Here is a 16,396-nt window from a genome sequence, read left to right as displayed (position 1 = left end):
GCCCACGGCGGAACCGAGAGAACGGCGTTTACACGCCGTTCTCTTTATTGAGCAGTGCGATCTTTTGCGTAACAAACTGCAGCGCGTGCTCCAGCTGATCGTCTTTGGCCGGAACGCCGAACTGCGGATGCTTGTTTTCCGCAACCGGGACATCCGGGCTGATGCCGAGATGGTTGATGTCGCGGTTATGCGGCGTGAGGTAGCGCGCCGTGGTGATCTTGATCGCCGATCCGTCGGCGCCCAGCGGAAAGATCGTCTGCACGACGCCTTTGCCGAACGTCTTGGTCCCCATGATCGTGCCGACGCCGCTGTCCTGAATCGCGCCCGACGTAATCTCCGACGCCGACGCGGTGTATTGATTTACCAGAACGACTAACGGCAGCGGATCGATGGCCGTGTCGTCGGCATCGAGCGTCGTGATGTTCGACGCCCGCGATTCGACCGACACGATCGGCCCGCTGGAAATAAACTTCGAGCTGACCGCAACGGCCGCGTCTAAGTAACCGCCACCGTTGTCGCGTAGATCCATGACGATCGCACGAGCGCCTTGTTGTTGCAGGCGGGTGAGCGCGGCGTTGAGTTCGGCACCGGTATCGCGTCCGAAAACGGTGAGCTCGACGTACCCGATTTTGCCGGGGAACATTTTTTCGTAGACGCTCAACTCGTGAATCTTGGCGCGAGTGATCGCGAGCGGAGGTTGGGCCGCTCCGTCGCGACTGAGGGTCAACGAAACGTTCGTGCCTTCTTTACCGCGCAACTTTGCGCTGGCTTGTTGCACGGTGATGCCTTTCGTCGACACGCCGTCGATCGCGGTGATCAAATCGTCTTGTTGAACGCCGGCCTTGTCCGCCGGACCATCGGGAACGATATTTTCGACCAAGATATACTTCGTACTATCGTCGATTTGAATAACGATCCCGGTGCCGCCGAAGTCGCCCCCGTCGAGATCTTCGTTGAGCCCGGCATATTCCTTCGGATTTAAGAACACGGTGTAACGATCGTTGACCGATCCCATCATCCCGTCGAGCGCGGCATACGTCATTTGATGGTCCGATAGCTTACCGTGGCTCTGGGCCGCCGCCGACGCGATCGCTCGATCGATCGTACGAACGTTGGCCCCTGGCGCTTCGTTCGATTGCATCGGAGCGAGCGACGGGTGCGTGACGCCGGAGGATTTGAGCGCGAAAAGCAACTTTGCGCGAACCGAGTTGAGAACCGTCTGGTCGTCGACCTTCTTATAGAAATCGGTCGTCAGATGCTGATAACCGGTCGAAATTTCGGTCGAGTCCGCCGCCGAAAGGCCGCCGGAGGCGGCCAGCGTCGATGCCGCCGGCAATGCGGTGACGGCCGCGGCAAACACGCCGACGACGAGTGCGCTGTAGAGTCGTTTCATGCTATTTCGTTCTTACCGTTGCGAGAGCGCGCGCAGCTTGGCTTTTGCGGCGGCGAGTTGTTTATCGTTAGGCGTGTCGATCAAAGCCGGATCGACGCTTTGGTTTACGACGACATCGGGCATGATGCCGCGATGTTGGATGTCGCGACCCAGCGGCGTCACGTAACGCGCCGTGGTGATCTTGAACGCGCCGAGCGGCGCGTTTGCGCCCCCGAGCGGAATGATCGTTTGCACGACGCCTTTGCCGAAGGTTTTGGTTCCAAGAATTGTTGCTAAATGATAGTCTTGGAGCGCTCCGGCCGTAATCTCCGACGCGCTTGCCGTATATTTATTGACCAGCACGACGACCGGATGCAAACCCGGCAGTTGGTCGCCGAGAGCCGAATCGGTCGTCTTCTGGCCGTCGCGCTGTATGGTCGAAACGATCGGGCCTTGCGCAACGAACAAGCTTGAAATCTGCGTGGCAGCCGTGACTAAACCGCCGCCGTTATCGCGCAGGTCGAAGATGTAACCTTTTGCGTGGTGTTGTTCGCCGTCTACCAGCGCCTTGCGCACTTCCTCGGCCGAAGTTTGGCCGAAGTCCGACAGCCGGATGTAATCGTATCCGTCTTCCATCTTCGCGCGAACCGACGGAACGTGAATGATTTCGCGCGTTACGTTAAAGGTGCGCTCGGCTTTCGGTGCGTTATATTGGTGAGCGGTGATGCGGACGGTCGAACCCGTTACTCCACGGATTAACTGCTCGACCCGGTCGAGCGCCAAACCGCGCACGAGAGTTCCGTCGACCGTATCGACCACTTCGCCGGGTTTCATTCCGGCACGCGCGGCAGGCAGTTCTTCGATCGGCTGCACCAGCACGCGCCCGTCCTTGAGCTGATAGATGTAGACGCCGATCCCGCCGAAGTTGCCGCCGCTCAGCGACTCGTTGAGACCTTGAATCTCTCGCGCCGAAAGAAACACGGTATACGGGTCGTTCATCGACGACATGATGCCGCGCAGGGCGGCCTCGCTGAGTTGGTTGCGTCCGTCAGGCCCGAGTGACGATGCGTAGCGGTCCTGCGCACCGGTCAGCGTTTCGGCGGCCCGGTCTTCATCGGAGCCGGCCGCGTCGTTGGCGAGCGTCGCGTTGGCGACGTGCTTCGTGCGAAGAAAATCGCGCAGCGAATCCGACTCGCCCTTGACGACGACGGCGCCGTCGACCGGCTTGTAATACACCTCTTGCAGATCGCGTACGGCCATCCGGGCTAATTGCGGTCCATCGGGCGGCGGCTGTCCCAAGACGTCGGCCAGGCCGCCGTTCATGGCGACGTCTACGCCTTTCGGACCGGCGCTCGCGACGGCGCGCTGGCGGATATAGAGCGTGCCGGCGGCCGCAACCGCGACGACGATAAGCGCCGCAATCAGCGCACGAATACGAAGCGTCATATCTCCTCTCACTACCCGAAAAACCGGGTGAGTGGTTTCTACCGGAACAGTTTACTGATTAAGTCTTAATGCAGACGGGGGGACGGGTCCACCGGTTTTCCATCAATTCTGACTTCAAAATGCAGATGGGGCCCGGTTGCTTCGCCCGTCATGCCGATCGCGCCGATTGCCTGGCCGCGCTTGACGCTTTGGCCGTTTGAGACGTACATGGCCGAAAGGTGGCCATAGCCGGTCGAGTAGCCGCCGCCGTGATCGATCAGAATATAGTTGCCGTAGCCCCCGTACCATTGTGCCATAATAACGGTGCCGCCGGCTGCCGCCGTTACGGTAGTGCCGGTTGGGGCTGCAATATCTAACCCCGGATGGAAGTCGGGCGCACCGGTAAACGGGCTCGAACGCCAGCCGAACGGGGATGTGATCGGCCCGGTTACCGGCCAGGAAAAGCTTCCCGTCCCGCCTCCGCTGGACTCGGTTCCGCCCTCAGCGATGCCGCTGGCACGGCGCTGCTGCTCGATTTCACGCTGGCGTTCCTGAATCAACGACTCGAGCTGCGCTTCCTCGGCTGCCGACAGGTCTTCCATCTGAGCGACTTGCGAGGCGACTTGGTGGCGCTGCTGCGAGGCGAGCACGACCAGGTTTTGCCGTTCCGACGCCAACGAGTTCAGTTGCGTCCGTGCTTGTTCTTGCGCCGCCTGCTCTTGCTGTAACTCAAGCTGCGTGCGCTCCAAGTCGCGCTCGACTGAAGCGACGCGAGCTTCGGCTCTCTTGCGTTCGCGCACCACGCTTTGGTTGGCGGCAACGAGCAGCCGCAAATCGTCCCAGCGTTCGACGAAGTCACTAAACGAGTGCGCGGCCAGCAGCACGGAGACGTAACTGACGTCGCCATTCTCGTACATGTCGACGAGTCGACGCTTGAGCATCGTGTCGTGTAAGGCAAGCGACTTGCGCGCCGCGTTCAACTGCACGGTGTTCCAGTCGATGCGCCGTTGTGTCGAAGCCGCGCTGGCGGCCAGGCCGTCGAGGTGCGCGTTGACGCCTGCGATCGCATCGTTGGTTTCGCCGAGCTGGCGGCTGAGATCGTTGTAATGCAACGTCGCCACGTGTAGCTGCGAGCGCTTCTCATGCAGCTGGGATTGCGTTTGCTCGGCCTTCGAGCGTTGACTTTGGATACGCTGCTGCAGCGTCGGCTGCGCCCAAACGGCGGCGGAGCCTGCCGACCACAATGCCAAGAGAGCTGCGGCGACGACCAGCCGTTGCATGCGGAAAACCCTCATGCGGCTACGCGCGTAGATGCCGTCCGACGGCGATCCACGACGCGACGATGCCGACGGCACCGCCGACGAGGAACAGTTCGGCGACCATCCGCCCGAGTTCGAACGAAACCGAGTTGAGCGGGATGAACAACAACGCCGCAACGAGTTTTGGCCAAATGGTTACGCGAGCGATGCCGAGCACGACGACCGCCAGCAGGGTGCCGACCAATCCGTCCAACAGCCCCTCGCAAATAAATGGCGCGCGGATGTAAAAGTTTGTCGCACCGACGAGCTGCATGATCGAGATTTCACGCCGTCTTGCAAACACCGTCAAGCGAATGGTATTGGCGATGATGATACCGGCCACGCAAAAGAACAAGATGATGACTCCGACGCCGATGCGTCGCAGGACGTCGCCGAGCTGTAAGAGTTTGACGACCTCGGAATGCCCGTAGCGGACGGTGCCAATTCCCGATAGCCGGCCGATGTTTGCTGCGACGGCCGGGACCTGTTCGGGATGCCGCGCACGAACGCGAAGGACGTCGGGCAGCGGATTGCCGGGTATGAGCGACGTATCGATTTGCCCCCGCAAGCGGCGTTGCAGATCGGCCCAACCCTTTGCTTTTGGAATGTATTCGACCGAAGCGACGCGCGGATCGGTCGCGATCAACCGCCGTAGCGCGATCGTCTGCGCGGCCGAAGCGTTGCCAGCGACCGTTGCCGAAATCGTTATTTGATCGAGCAGCTGGCCGCCGAGTCCGGCGAGCGCGGCACGCACGAAGAGAAACGTTCCGAGGAGGATGATGGTAATGGCGACGGTCCCGATGGCCGTCACCTGCATCCCGGCGTTGCGCGTAAAGTTGCGCAACACCTCACCCAGAAAGAACTTGACCTTGCCCCAGTCCAAGGTAATAGTAGCCTCGCTCTTCGTCGGTTGCAACGCGCCCTTCTTGGAGACGGACGACGCGGCGGCGCATGCGATCGACGACGGATTGATTGTGAGTCGCCACCACGACCGTGGTGCCTTTTAAATTGATACGAGACAGCAACTCCATGATTTCGTTGCCGTTGTCCGGGTCGAGATTTCCCGTCGGTTCGTCGCACAACAGGATCTTCGGATTGTTGACGAGCGCGCGTGCGATCGCGCTCCGCTGTTGCTCGCCACCGGAAAGTTCGCCGGGATACATCCGGCTCTTGTGGGCGAGCCCAACCAGGTCGAGCACTCGCGGGACCTGTCGCATGACGTCGCGCGTGTGCGCGCCGGTGACCTGCATGGCGAAGGCGACGTTTTCCCAGACCGTCTTGTCGACCAGCAGCTTGAAGTCTTGAAAGACGACGCCGAGGTGCCGGCGCAGTGCCGGTATGCGATTGCGGCGCAGTCGATCGACGCGGATTCCGTCGACCGTAATCTCGCCGGATGTCGGACGCGCTTCGCGATAGAGCAAACGAAGCAGGCTGGATTTGCCGGTCCCGGAGTCGCCAACGAGAAACACGAACTCGCCTTTCGCGATTTCTAGGTTCACGTTGTCGAGAGCGTGCACGCCGTTCGGGTACACAAGCGAGACGTTGCGCAGTGAGAGCATCGCTGCAAGAGGACTTTTCCTAGACGTGCGGCCTATACCTCCGCCATGAACTTCGACTTGACCGACGAGCAAAAGGCGATCCAAAGCCTGGCGCGCGAATTCGCGCAGGACGAGGTGAAGCCGCGCGCCGAGAAGATGGACCGCGAAGCCGCGTTCCCCTACGATCTGGTGAAGACGATGGCGCAGCTCGGGTTCATGGGCCTCCCGTTCCCCGAAGAATATGGCGGCGCTGGCGGCGACACGGTCAGTTATGCACTCGCCGTGATGGAAATCGCGCGCGCGGACGCGTCGACCGCGATTACGATGGCGGCGCACGTCTCGCTCGGGGCGACGCCGTTCTATCTGTTCGGCACGCAGGAGCAAAAGGAGCGGTTCCTCGTTCCGTTGGCGCAGGGCGAGCGACTGTGGGGCTTCGGCCTAACCGAACCCAATGCGGGCAGCGATGCCGGCAACGTTTCGACCAAGGCGGAGTTGCGCGACGGGCACTGGATCGTGAACGGCACCAAGGCCTTCATCACGAATTCGGGCACTGACATCAGTGGCGGCACGACCATCACGGCGGTCACCGGAAAGCGCCCCGATGGTAAGCCCGAGATTTCGAACATTATCGTGCCACAAGATACGCCCGGCTTCACCCGTAGTAAGAAGTACGGCAAGATGGGCTGGCGCGCGTCCGATACGCGAGAGCTTTCGTTCGCCGATGCGTCCGTACCGGAAGAGAACTTGCTCGGACCACGTGGCGAGGGCTATAAGCAGTTTCTGACGATCCTCGATGGCGGACGCATATCGGTAGCCGCCTTATCGATCGGCTTGGCCATGGGCGCATACGACGAGGCGCTCGCTTATGCCAAAGAACGCCACGCGTTCGGACGGCCGATCAGCAAGTTTCAGGCCATCTCGTTCAAGCTGGTCGACATGTTGACCGAAATCGAGCATGCGCGGCTCATGATGCTGCGAGCGGCGTGGGAGAAAGACCAGGGCCGCGACTACGTGCGGAGCGCATGTTTTGCAAAACTGTTCGCCGGCGAACTATCCCACCGCGTCGTCAACGAAGCACTGCAAGTCCACGGTGGCTACGGCTTTATGGACGAGTATCCGATCTCACGGATGTATCGCGACCAGAAGATCAACGAGATCGGCGAAGGCACCAACGAAGTACAACGCGTGGTCATCGCCCGCTTGATGGGCCTCTAAGATCTGAGATGACCGCCGAGCAGGCGTTTAGCGCCGCGTCGGTCGTCATATCGCTAGGCACGCTCGCCTTCTCGACCTATTTCCTTTCGCGGCAAAACCGTCACCTCGAGCACGAGCGTAACGCACTCGCCATTTTAGATGCGATCGGACAGCTAACCGATCCCCAAATCGTGCGCGCCTTCAAACAGTTAGAAGCCATCGGTTCGCGCTATCCGGACGACGAAGCCGTGCGAGCTCGATTTGAAGACTCTGACGACGACGAAGCGCTGACGATCGTGGCCCAATACGTCGAAACCGTTTCGTGTTTGGCGCGGCGGGGCGTGCTGGACGCGTCGTTGATCGTCGACGCGGTCGGCTTTATGTTGCGCTATCGCTGGAGCACGATTCTGCCGTTCGTCGAGCGCCTACGCCGCGTTCGCGAAAACGAATACTTATTCGAGAACTTCGAATGGCTAGCGGTGTATAGCGTCTGGTGGAAAGAACAACCGCGTCCAACCGGCGATCGAAATTACGATCCGGCACAGTTCCGCGACATCGAGTTCAAGCTGTAAGTTAGCGCGAGCCGGGCTCTTCTAGGGCAGTATCGGTTGCATCGGACGGAATGAGCGGCTCGTTCATAAATCCCGCACCCTCGCGAATGTCTTCGAACGAGATTTGTGCGTCGCGCACGACTTGGCGATGCGGCATGTACAGCACGGCGTCGGCTCGTTCGCGTTGGATATACGGCGCGCCGTCGATCACGGTATAGTCGATCGTCCATGGAACGTCGACGAGCGGTGCGACGGTAAAGTTACCGGCCACGATCGCTCTGCGTGGCAGATGGTCGGTGGTTCCGGACCATAGCTCACGGAGCCGGTTCTCTTTTGGATTTCGCAGCGGCGTCAATCGGAGGTGGTACACCGGCGTGTCGTCGATCGTTTGCACGTCCACAAAATCGATGGCGTAATCGCGCGCCTGCGTTGCGACGACCGCGATGACGGGCAGACCTTCCACGTCGGCATCGGCTTGGGACGTGGTGCGCCGCGTTAGTGGATATTGCATTCCGAACGTGTACGCGGGCGTTAGCAGCGGAACTCCGAGCAGATCTTGCGACGCGACCGGACGGCCCATCGGGATGACGATGCCGCCACAGCCCCCAAAGCAAATTCCCAGTACGAACTTGACGTTGACACCTTGCGGAATCGGCGGTGCGGCCTTCTCTTCGGCGCTGATGGCGCCGACCTTCAGCGACTGCTCGGCGACGCGGTCGATTGCTTGATAATGGTTGGCTTTAGCGACGCTCCCATCGTAGCCGCTCACGTCGATCGTATAATCGATCCGGCCCGGGTATCGAGCCGCGCTCACCGCCGAACGCGTCTGTGAAAACAGAGCGTACGGGTCGGGAGACGGCGTTGCCGCGGCCGTAACCATAGAGCGGGCTACTCGGCCCCCGCCGGGTCGGCCTCCACGCTCAAGGAAGATTTAACCTTTTCGTGCGAAGACGGAACCATGAAGCTGATTCGTTCATCTATTCTTGCGACGGTTGCCGCCGTGCTGGCGCTCGCCGCACCGGCTTCGGCCGCGCTCCCGACCGGCTCGAAGGCCCCGGACTTCACCTTGCAAGCCACGCAGGGCGGCAACGTTTTTACGTTTTCGCTGGCGGACGCGCTCAAAAAGGGCCCGGTCGTCCTGTATTTTTATCCCGCCGCCTTCACCCAAGGCTGCACGATCGAGGCGCACGAGTTCGCCGACGCGATCGACCAATATAAGGCGCTAGGAGCGACGGTCATCGGCGTATCGCACGATCCGCTCGCCACACTGCAAAAGTTCTCCGTTAGCGATTGCCGTAGTAAATTCGCGGTCGCCGCCGATACGAAACAGACCGTCGAGACGTCCTACGACGCGGTGCTCGCTTCGCATCCGCAATATGCTAATCGGACGTCGTACGTCATCGCGCCGGACGGCACGATCATCTACACGTACACCGATCTGGATCCCGTAAATCACGTAACGAACACGCTGAATGCGTTGAAAGCATGGCAAGCCGACCGTGCGCATCAATAAGCTCGTCGCCGCGATCGCCGTCGCAACGATCGCAATCGTTGCGGCGCCGGCATCGCGCGCCGCTACACCCAGCCCATCGCCGTCTCCGAGCCCGACGCCCAATCCGTATCGTTCCATCACGTTCGCCAGTCCGACATTCGACAAAGAAACCGAGTACGGCGTCGACGTTACCCGCGGGTTCGCGGCCGTAAAGCGCGATGGGACGGCGATCGTCGCTTGCATCTCGTTCAAAAACGTGACGGACAAGACGATGAGCCGGGTGCAGTTCGAGTTTTCGATCTCCGGCCGCAACGGCGGCGATCTCGGAACCATGCAACTCGATCGCACCGGCGAATTTTCACCCAACGTCGGGATCGAAGGCTGGCACAATCTGAGCGATTGGCAAGGCGGGATGGGTCACCGCGGATACAACGACAACTGCGCGCAACTCAAGAAAAATTTTGCAGCAGCGCCGCTGTTGCGTGCGGCCGGCGTCTCGTATAAAGTCGTCCGCGTCGATTTTACCGATGGGACCAGCCGCCCGTAGCGGGCGCGCTCGCTAGAACAGTTGCTGCGACCGCGGTATTCGCCGCGGTTCGGTTCCCGTGTCGAGCGCGGTGATATCGCGCGGTACGATATCGATCGGCGGAATGTCGAGCATCTCGTCTCCGCTCAGCGACGCCTCGTCCTTCAGCCGGCGTCCTTGCGGTAGCAACTTCGTCTCATACGAACCGATCGCGCTGTTGAACGCGCCGACCGACTTCTCGAGGCTCTTGCGGAGCTCGATAAGATGTTCCGAAAATTTCAGCGTGCGCTCGTACAGTACTTTGCCGATGGTTGCAATTCGCTTGGCGTTTTCTTCTTGGCGTACCGCCTGCCAACCCATGGCGAACGTACGCAACAGTCCGATCAACGAGAGCGGCCCGGCGACCAGAACGCCTTTGTCGAGTGCGTATTCGATCAGCGCTGGATCGTCGCTGCAGGCCGCGCCGAGAAACGCTTCGCCCGGAACGAACAGCACGACATAGTCGGCCGATCCGGCCGCCGTCTGGTAGCCGCGGCGTGCCAACGCATCGATGTGATCGCGTAAGGCGCGCGCGTGCTTGCGAACGAGCAAACGCCGCTTGTCGTCGTCGGCTTCCTCGAGTGCGGCCTGCATCGAGTCGATCGGCGCCTTTGCGTCGACGAACACGACGCGTTCGCCCGGGAGATTAACCGTCATGTCGGGGCGCAGCCGCGCTTCTGCGATCGCGACGGTCTGCTGCTCGGTGAAGTCGCAATGCTCCAACATTCCGGCCTTCTCCACGACGTTGCGCAACTGCATCTCGCCCCACTTGCCGCGCGAAGCGGGGTTGCGCAGAGCCGTAACGAGCGTCGAGGTTTGCGTCGTGAGACTCGATGTCGCGGTTTCGAGCCGGTCGGCCCGTCCCAGTAATTGCTCGATGTGTGCGTGCAATTTTCCGGCGTCGTGTTGGCGCTTGGATTCCAATTCGGTCATCAGACGGTCGATCTGTTGCAGCTTTTGTGCGACCGGTTCGACGACGGCGTCGACGCGTTCGCCGGCTCGTTGGGCGGTCGCGTCCCGCAGATCGTTCTTCGCTCGCTCGATCAGCGCTTCGACCGCTAGCCGTTGGGTGTCGCCGGAGGCAGCGAGCGTCGCGCGGAGGCCCGCCGTCTCGGCGCGCGCCGCCAACCAGGCGATCGCGGCACCGATCGCGCCGCCGATCAAGAAGGCGATCAGAACGTAGCCGGTCACGATTGGGTTGCCGTCATATATCGCTTGAAGAAGGCGAGTACGCGTTGCCAGGCATCCGCCGCCGCCGAAGGTACGTACGACGCGCGATGATCGTCCATAAATGCGTGGCCGGCGTCGTCGTAGATTTTGACGTCGTGCGGAACCGTGAGTTTGGCCACAAACGCATCGACGCTATCCGCCGGAATGCTGGTGTCGCGCGCACCGTACGAACCGCACCACGGCATTTCGATTGTTGCCGGGTCGACGTCGTCGAACGATCCGTAGAACGGAGCGACGGCCACGAATCGGTGGCCCGTATCGATAGCGGCTTGCATTGCCATACGTCCGCCCATGCAAAAACCGAGCACCGCCGTCTTCGTTCCCGCAAACTTCGCCGAGAGCCAGTCCGCCGCAGACGCTACGTCGCCGACAAACTGTGGACGTTCGAGTTTTTTCGCATACGGACGAAAGGTCGTGAAATCGTTGTTGCCGTCGCCGCTGGGGGCGCCGAAACGAGCGTACAAATCGGGAGCGATCGCGGCGTAGCCGGCCGCCGCGAGCCTGCGCACGACCTCTCGAATCGATGTGTCGACGCCCCAGATATGCATCACGACGACGACTGACGGCACGCCGGCGGCCGCGTTCTTCGGCCACGCGGCGTAGGCCGGAATCGCGTCTTTCCCGTTCGCAAGGTCGACGTGCTGCACGACGATGCTCGGGTCGTCTTCGGGCACCGGCGGCAACGTCGCGGCAAATGCCGGGAGCGTCCCGGCCGCCGCACCGGCAGCTGCGACGAACCCGACGAACGCACCACGACGAAGTTGTAACGACGTCGAGCGATTGGGATCTGCGGGCGAAGTCATAGTATGCCGTTTGACGGCGAACCTATCCCTCCTCGATTCGACGTTGCAAAGTTGCTTCGTTCATTTCAGCCTTGCGCGCATAACGATGTGCACGCGATCGACACGACGTCGTCGCGCGCGCCATCGATCGCATCCACAATCGACGCGACGAAGACGACCGGTATCATGGGCCGCGAGGGCCGATTTGCCGGACGATGACGTTCGCTTACTTGCGGCCGGTCTCGGCTAGGTCGTAGGCCCGGCTCGAGGAGAGCGATAAAATGAGGTTCATGCCGGAAGCGACGGTCAAGGTAACGCTGCCCGAAATGGGCGAGTCGGTTGCCGAGGGTTCCATTGTCGAATGGCGCAAGCGCGTCGGCGATTTTGTCGCCGAAGGCGATCCTCTGGTCGATGTGACGACCGATAAGGTCGATGTGGAAGTACCGGCGACCGCCTCAGGCGTCATCGCGCAGATCATGGCAGGCGAGGGCGACACGGTCGCCGTCGGCGCCGTGCTGGCCGAAATCGATACGTCGCAGTCCGAAGGCCAAGGCAATGCCGCCGCGAGCAACGGTTCCGCCGCGGCCGCACCGGCCGAGCCAGTATTCGTCGAGGTAACGCTGCCCGAGATGGGCGAGTCGGTAACTGAAGGCTCGATCGTGGAGGTTCGTCGCGCGGTCGGCGACTGGGTCGAAGAGGGTGCAGTCCTCGTCGAAGTGACGACCGACAAGGTCGACGTCGAAGTTCCCGCGCCGGCCGCGGGTCGCGTCGTCCGCATCGATGTGAAGGCCGGGGACACGGTGCCGGTGGGCGCAGCCCTCATGCAGCTCGATTCCGCGGGATCGGCTCCGCCCAAGGCACCCGCGAAGGCGGCGTCAGCCAAAGCTCCGGCGCCAGCGGCTTTGCAGGCGGCACAAGCTCCGGCCAGACCGGGCGCCCCCGCCGATCCGCAAGCGCGGCGTATGGCCGAACGACTCGAGGTCGACCTGTCCTTAGTGCGGGGCTCCGGCCCAAACGGGTTGATCTTGCGCCAAGATGTTGTCACGCAAGCCGGGCAGGCCCATCGACGCCCCGCCGCCGGTGGTGCGCTTGCGATCGTGCAGCCGGTACCCGCCGGCGCGATCGTAACGCAGCTTAAAGGACCGGCGGCCGCGCTGACGTCCTACATGGATCAAAGTTTGACCATTCCGACGGCCACGAGTTTCCGCACGATCAACGTCGACGTGCTCGATGCTCGTCGCGCGGAACTTAACGCCGCATTACGGGCGGCCGGACGCACCGAAAAGATCTCGTTTACGCACGTCATCGCATTCGCGCTGGTTACCGCAGCGCGGACGATGCCGTTCGTTACGTATTCGTTTCGTCGCGACGAAAACGGCGCGCCGCAGCGCATCGAGCCGGGCATTCATTTAGGCTTGGCGGTCGATAGCGAGCGCAAAGACGGTAGCCGCTTTCTGGTGGTGCCGGTCATTAAGAACGCCGCAACGCTTGGGTTCGCGGAGTTTCGCCGCGCGTATGAAGAGTTGGTTGCAAAAGCGCGCGACAACAAGCTCGGCGCCGACGATCTGCAAGGCGCGTCGTTTACGTTGACCAATCCCGGCGGGATCGGAACGGTCGCGTCGGTTCCGCGATTGATGGCGGGTCAAGGTGCGATCGTTGCGGCCGGAGCGATCGGCTATCCGCCTGGGTTTGCCGGCGCAAACGTACAGTCGCTGCAGCAACTCGGTGTTTCCAAAGTCATGCAGATGACGAACACGTACGATCATCGCGTGGTACAGGGTGCGCAATCCGGTGAGTACTTGCGGTACATCGACGAACTGCTGCAAGGCCGTCACGATTTCTTCCAGCACGTGTTCGCGTCGTTCGATCTGCAGCCGGCGTCCGTTCCGGCAACGCCGGGCGTTCCGCGCGCGGCACACGACGCAGTTGCGCCGGCGCCGTCCGACGAGATGCTGCGCGCCGTTGCGGCCGGCATGGCGATCGTGTCGGCATATCGCCGTCACGGCCACTTAGCAGCCAATCTGGATCCGCTCGGCACCGAACCCGTCGGCGATCCGTCGCTCGATCCGCAAACCTACGGATTGACCCCGGCGATGCAAAATGCCATCCCGGCCTCCGTCTTGCAAGTGAAGGTTCCGGGCAACACGCTGGGCGACGTGCTGCCGCGTCTGCGCGAAACGTACAGTTCGAGCATCGCATACGAAATCGAACACATCTCGAACGCGACGCAGCGCGCGTGGCTGCGCGACTACATCGAGTCCGGCAAGAACAAGATCAAGCTATCTCCCGAGCGGCAAATCGAAGTGCTCGCGCGGTTAACGCGCGTCGAAGCGTTCGATCGCTACGTTCGCAAGACGTTCTTAGGCCAAAAAACGTTTTCGGGGGAAGGCCTCGACGTGATGGTGCCGATGCTCGAGGAAATGCTCGACATGTTCGCCGACGACGGCGTTGCCAACGCGGTACTCGGCATGGCACATCGCGGCCGTCTCAACGTGATCGCGCACGTCGTCAATACGCCTTACGAAGAAGTGATGACCGAGTTCGAGGCCGCGCAGTATCGCGGCGAACTCGGCGATGACGATGTGATGGGAGACGTAAAATATCATCACGGCGCCACCGGCACGTTCGTCACGTCGAAAGGCAAGTCGATCGCCGTCACGCTGGCCCACAATCCGAGCCATCTCGAAGCGGTCGATCCGGTGGTTGAAGGCAGCGCGCGTGCGCTGCAAACCGATCACGGTCAAGGCGAGGCGCCGCACGACGTCCGCCGCGCAGTTCCGATTCTCATCCACGGCGACGCCGCGTTCACCGGACAAGGTATCGTTTCGGAAGTCTTCAACCTGCAGTCGCTGCGCGGATACGCGACGGGCGGCACCGTGCATTTGATCGCCAACAATCAAATTGGTTTTACGACCGATGCCGCCGACGCACGCTCCACGCGCTATGCGTCGGACCTCGCAAAGGGCTTCGACGTCCCGATCGTGCACGTCAATGCCGACGACGTCGACGCATCCATTGCGGCCGTGCACTTCGCGGTCGATTTCCGTCGTGCGTTCGGTCGAGACGTGCTGATCGATCTCATCGGCTACCGCCGGTTTGGCCACAACGAACAGGACGAGCCGGCTTACACGCAGCCGCACATGGCCGAAAAGATCAAATCGCATCCGACGGTGCGCGAGTTGTTCGCGAACAAACTCGTCAATCAAGGATTGCTGACGGCCGATCAGTCACGGGCGATGGCCGACGAAGCCTCCGCGCGCTTGGCGGACGTCCGCAAGTCGGTCAAGGGCGTCTTAGCAACGCATTTGAGCGGACGCAAGATGTCGGGCAGCAACACGTTCGACGGAACCGAAGTGGTGCCGGTCGACCGCGCGCAGCTCGTGGCGTGGAACGATCGTCTGACCGAAGCGCCGGCCGATTTCACGATGCATCGCAAGCTGGCCCAGCAGTTCGAACGCCGCCGCACCACTGTGGCGGAACGCGGCATCGTCGATTGGGGTACGGCCGAAGCGTTGTCGTTCGCATCGCTGCTCACGGCGGGAACGCCGATCCGCCTCACCGGCCAGGACACCGAACGCGGCACGTATAGCCATCGTCACGCGGTATTTCACGATACCAAAGAGTCGGGCGTGTGGATCCCGCTACAGCATATCGCCAAGCGCCAAGCGTCGTTCGAACTGCACAACAGTCCGCTTTCAGAGTACGCGTGCATGGGCTTCGAGTACGGTTACTCCACGCAAGAGCCCGAAGCGCTGGTGTTGTGGGAAGCGCAGTACGGCGACTTCTTCAACGGTGCGCAGATTATCGTCGACCAATTCATTGCCGCCGGACAAGCAAAGTGGGGGCAGACGACGCGCCTCACGCTGCTGCTGCCGCACGGCTACGAAGGCGGCGGCCCGGAACATTCCAGCGCGCGTCTCGAACGGTTCTTACAGTTGGTCGCCGAGGGCAACTTACGCGTTGCCTATCCGTCGAACGCAGCGAACTACTATCATCTGTTGCGCATGCAAGCCCGCTCGCCGCTCGCCGTGCCGCTGGTTGTGATGACGCCGAAATCGTTGCTTCGCGCGGAAAGCGCGTCGGGCTCGCTCGACGAGATGGCCAACGGTGGATTCCGTCCGGTCATCGACGATCCGCGAGCGCTCGACCGTGCCGCGATCGAACGGCTGATTCTGTGCAGCGGAAAAATCTATCACGATCTCACCGCGCACGCGACCTACGCAGCGCTGCACAAGACCGCGGTTGCGAGAATCGAGTTGCTCGCTCCGCTTCCGGCGGCCGACATTAACAGAGTCATCGCAGGCTATCCGAATCTCAAGAAGATCGTTTGGGTACAGGAAGAGCCGAAGAATATGGGGGCGCGCGCGTTCGTCCGCCGTCGCTTGCTGGAAAGTAAGCGCGACGGATTCGACATCGAATACATCGGCCGGGGCTACCGCGCCAGCCCGAGCGAAGGCTATGCGGGCCAACACGCCGTCGAGCAGGAGCGTATCGTCGCAACGGCGCTGGCCGAATAGTGCCGGAGCCACAAACGCCGCGCGAGCGCGGCGAGCGGCTCCTGCGCTTGGTCGACGGCGATGCCGTCGCCGACAATTTGCTGCGGACGTACGGCGAGTTCGCGCCGGACTTCCTTACGTACCTTACCGAATTTGCATTCGGTACGATTTATTCGCGCGCGGGCGACCTGCGTCAACGCGAGCTGATCGCGATCTCGTCGCTGATCACCATGGGCGACTGCGAGCGCCAGCTCGAAACGCACGTGCATGGCGCCTTCAACGTCGGCCTGACGCAGGCCGACGTCGTCGAAGCCGTGATGACGCTCATCCCGTACGTCGGATTTCCCAAAGCGCTCAACGCGCTGGCCGTCGTGAAACGCGTGGTCGACAAACGCTCCGTCAGCCCGAGCCGGTCCGGAGGAGCAGCCCCGACCACCTAGGAACCGGGCGATT

14 protein-coding genes are annotated in these 16,396 nt (G+C 61.7%); 6 read left to right on the top strand and 8 right to left on the bottom strand.

Features of this window, described 5'->3' with window-relative positions; genetic code table 11:
- Positions 1–28: 28 nt before the first annotated feature.
- The 5 genes from VGF98_11365 to ftsE form a co-directional block, all read right to left on the bottom strand.
- Positions 29–1,393 (bottom strand): S41 family peptidase, encoded by a 1,365-nt coding sequence (locus tag VGF98_11365; protein HEY1682228.1) that lies wholly within the window; start codon positions 1,391–1,393, stop codon positions 29–31.
- A gap of 12 nt (positions 1,394–1,405) precedes the next feature.
- Positions 1,406–2,818 carry a S41 family peptidase gene (locus VGF98_11360; GenBank protein HEY1682227.1) on the bottom strand — a complete coding sequence of 471 codons (1,413 nt, stop codon included), beginning with the start codon at positions 2,816–2,818 and terminating at the stop codon, positions 1,406–1,408.
- Between the two features lie 65 nt (positions 2,819–2,883).
- Positions 2,884–4,092, bottom strand: a complete 1,209-nt coding sequence (locus tag VGF98_11355; GenBank protein ID HEY1682226.1) for a peptidoglycan DD-metalloendopeptidase family protein — start codon at positions 4,090–4,092, stop codon at positions 2,884–2,886.
- A 4-nt stretch (positions 4,093–4,096) separates the two neighbouring features.
- The gene (locus tag VGF98_11350) at positions 4,097–4,978 is read right to left on the bottom strand and encodes a permease-like cell division protein FtsX (GenBank protein HEY1682225.1); all 882 of its coding nucleotides are present in this window, start codon (positions 4,976–4,978) and stop codon (positions 4,097–4,099) included.
- The gene (gene ftsE / locus VGF98_11345) at positions 4,944–5,654 is read right to left on the bottom strand and encodes a cell division ATP-binding protein FtsE (GenBank protein ID HEY1682224.1); all 711 of its coding nucleotides are present in this window, start codon (positions 5,652–5,654) and stop codon (positions 4,944–4,946) included. The genes VGF98_11350 and ftsE overlap by 35 nt, the downstream gene beginning before the upstream one ends.
- A gap of 45 nt (positions 5,655–5,699) precedes the next feature.
- On the opposite strand from ftsE, the gene VGF98_11340 reads away from it, so the two are divergent.
- Together VGF98_11340 and VGF98_11335 are read left to right on the top strand one after the other, a co-directional pair.
- On the top strand, positions 5,700–6,848 hold the full coding sequence (locus VGF98_11340) for an acyl-CoA dehydrogenase family protein (protein HEY1682223.1): 1,149 nt from the start codon (positions 5,700–5,702) through the stop codon (positions 6,846–6,848).
- 8 nt (positions 6,849–6,856) lie between these two features.
- The gene (locus VGF98_11335) at positions 6,857–7,399 is read left to right on the top strand and encodes a DUF4760 domain-containing protein (protein HEY1682222.1); all 543 of its coding nucleotides are present in this window, start codon (positions 6,857–6,859) and stop codon (positions 7,397–7,399) included.
- A gap of 1 nt (position 7,400) precedes the next feature.
- On the opposite strand, the gene VGF98_11330 is transcribed toward VGF98_11335, so the two are convergent.
- Positions 7,401–8,258 (bottom strand): hypothetical protein, encoded by an 858-nt coding sequence (locus VGF98_11330; GenBank protein HEY1682221.1) that lies wholly within the window; start codon positions 8,256–8,258, stop codon positions 7,401–7,403.
- A gap of 78 nt (positions 8,259–8,336) precedes the next feature.
- Between VGF98_11330 and VGF98_11325 the strand changes: the two genes are divergently transcribed.
- Complete coding sequence (locus tag VGF98_11325) at positions 8,337–8,891, top strand: peroxiredoxin (protein ID HEY1682220.1); 555 nt, start codon at positions 8,337–8,339, stop codon at positions 8,889–8,891.
- Positions 8,878–9,417, top strand: a complete 540-nt coding sequence (locus VGF98_11320; protein ID HEY1682219.1) for a hypothetical protein — start codon at positions 8,878–8,880, stop codon at positions 9,415–9,417. The genes VGF98_11325 and VGF98_11320 overlap by 14 nt, the downstream gene beginning before the upstream one ends.
- A gap of 12 nt (positions 9,418–9,429) precedes the next feature.
- Here the strand turns inward: VGF98_11320 and VGF98_11315 are convergent, their stop codons facing one another.
- Both VGF98_11315 and VGF98_11310 read right to left on the bottom strand, forming a co-directional pair.
- A complete protein-coding gene (locus VGF98_11315; GenBank protein ID HEY1682218.1) occupies positions 9,430–10,626 on the bottom strand; it encodes a DNA recombination protein RmuC in 1,197 nt (398 codons plus the stop codon).
- Positions 10,623–11,468 carry a dienelactone hydrolase family protein gene (locus tag VGF98_11310; protein HEY1682217.1) on the bottom strand — a complete coding sequence of 282 codons (846 nt, stop codon included), beginning with the start codon at positions 11,466–11,468 and terminating at the stop codon, positions 10,623–10,625. Before VGF98_11310 ends, VGF98_11315 begins: the two co-directional genes overlap by 4 nt.
- A gap of 260 nt (positions 11,469–11,728) precedes the next feature.
- Between VGF98_11310 and VGF98_11305 the strand changes: the two genes are divergently transcribed.
- Both VGF98_11305 and VGF98_11300 read left to right on the top strand, forming a co-directional pair.
- Positions 11,729–15,964, top strand: coding sequence for a multifunctional oxoglutarate decarboxylase/oxoglutarate dehydrogenase thiamine pyrophosphate-binding subunit/dihydrolipoyllysine-residue succinyltransferase subunit (locus tag VGF98_11305; GenBank protein HEY1682216.1), 4,236 nt, complete (start codon positions 11,729–11,731; stop codon positions 15,962–15,964).
- A complete protein-coding gene (locus tag VGF98_11300; protein HEY1682215.1) occupies positions 15,964–16,383 on the top strand; it encodes a carboxymuconolactone decarboxylase family protein in 420 nt (139 codons plus the stop codon). Before VGF98_11305 ends, VGF98_11300 begins: the two co-directional genes overlap by 1 nt.
- Positions 16,384–16,396: the final 13 nt, after the last annotated feature.

Origin of the sequence: Candidatus Tumulicola sp., from assembly GCA_036490475.1 — a bacterium.
Taxonomy (GTDB): Bacteria; Vulcanimicrobiota; Vulcanimicrobiia; order Vulcanimicrobiales; family Vulcanimicrobiaceae; genus Tumulicola.
The sequence above is the reverse complement of the archived record's forward strand: the minus strand, read 5'-3'. Positions and strand labels throughout refer to the sequence as shown.

Coding starts and splice junctions, on each gene's coding strand:
- VGF98_11365 (HEY1682228.1), bottom strand. CDS start 1,393: ATGAAACGACTCTACAGCGCACTCGTCGTCGGCGTGTTTGCCGCGGCC.
- VGF98_11360 (HEY1682227.1), bottom strand. CDS start 2,818: ATGACGCTTCGTATTCGTGCGCTGATTGCGGCGCTTATCGTCGTCGCG.
- VGF98_11355 (HEY1682226.1), bottom strand. CDS start 4,092: ATGAGGGTTTTCCGCATGCAACGGCTGGTCGTCGCCGCAGCTCTCTTG.
- ftsE (HEY1682224.1), bottom strand. CDS start 5,654: ATGCTCTCACTGCGCAACGTCTCGCTTGTGTACCCGAACGGCGTGCAC.
- VGF98_11340 (HEY1682223.1), top strand. CDS start 5,700: ATGAACTTCGACTTGACCGACGAGCAAAAGGCGATCCAAAGCCTGGCG.
- VGF98_11335 (HEY1682222.1), top strand. CDS start 6,857: ATGACCGCCGAGCAGGCGTTTAGCGCCGCGTCGGTCGTCATATCGCTA.
- VGF98_11330 (HEY1682221.1), bottom strand. CDS start 8,258: ATGGTTACGGCCGCGGCAACGCCGTCTCCCGACCCGTACGCTCTGTTT.
- VGF98_11325 (HEY1682220.1), top strand. CDS start 8,337: ATGAAGCTGATTCGTTCATCTATTCTTGCGACGGTTGCCGCCGTGCTG.
- VGF98_11310 (HEY1682217.1), bottom strand. CDS start 11,468: ATGACTTCGCCCGCAGATCCCAATCGCTCGACGTCGTTACAACTTCGT.
- VGF98_11305 (HEY1682216.1), top strand. CDS start 11,729: ATGAGGTTCATGCCGGAAGCGACGGTCAAGGTAACGCTGCCCGAAATG.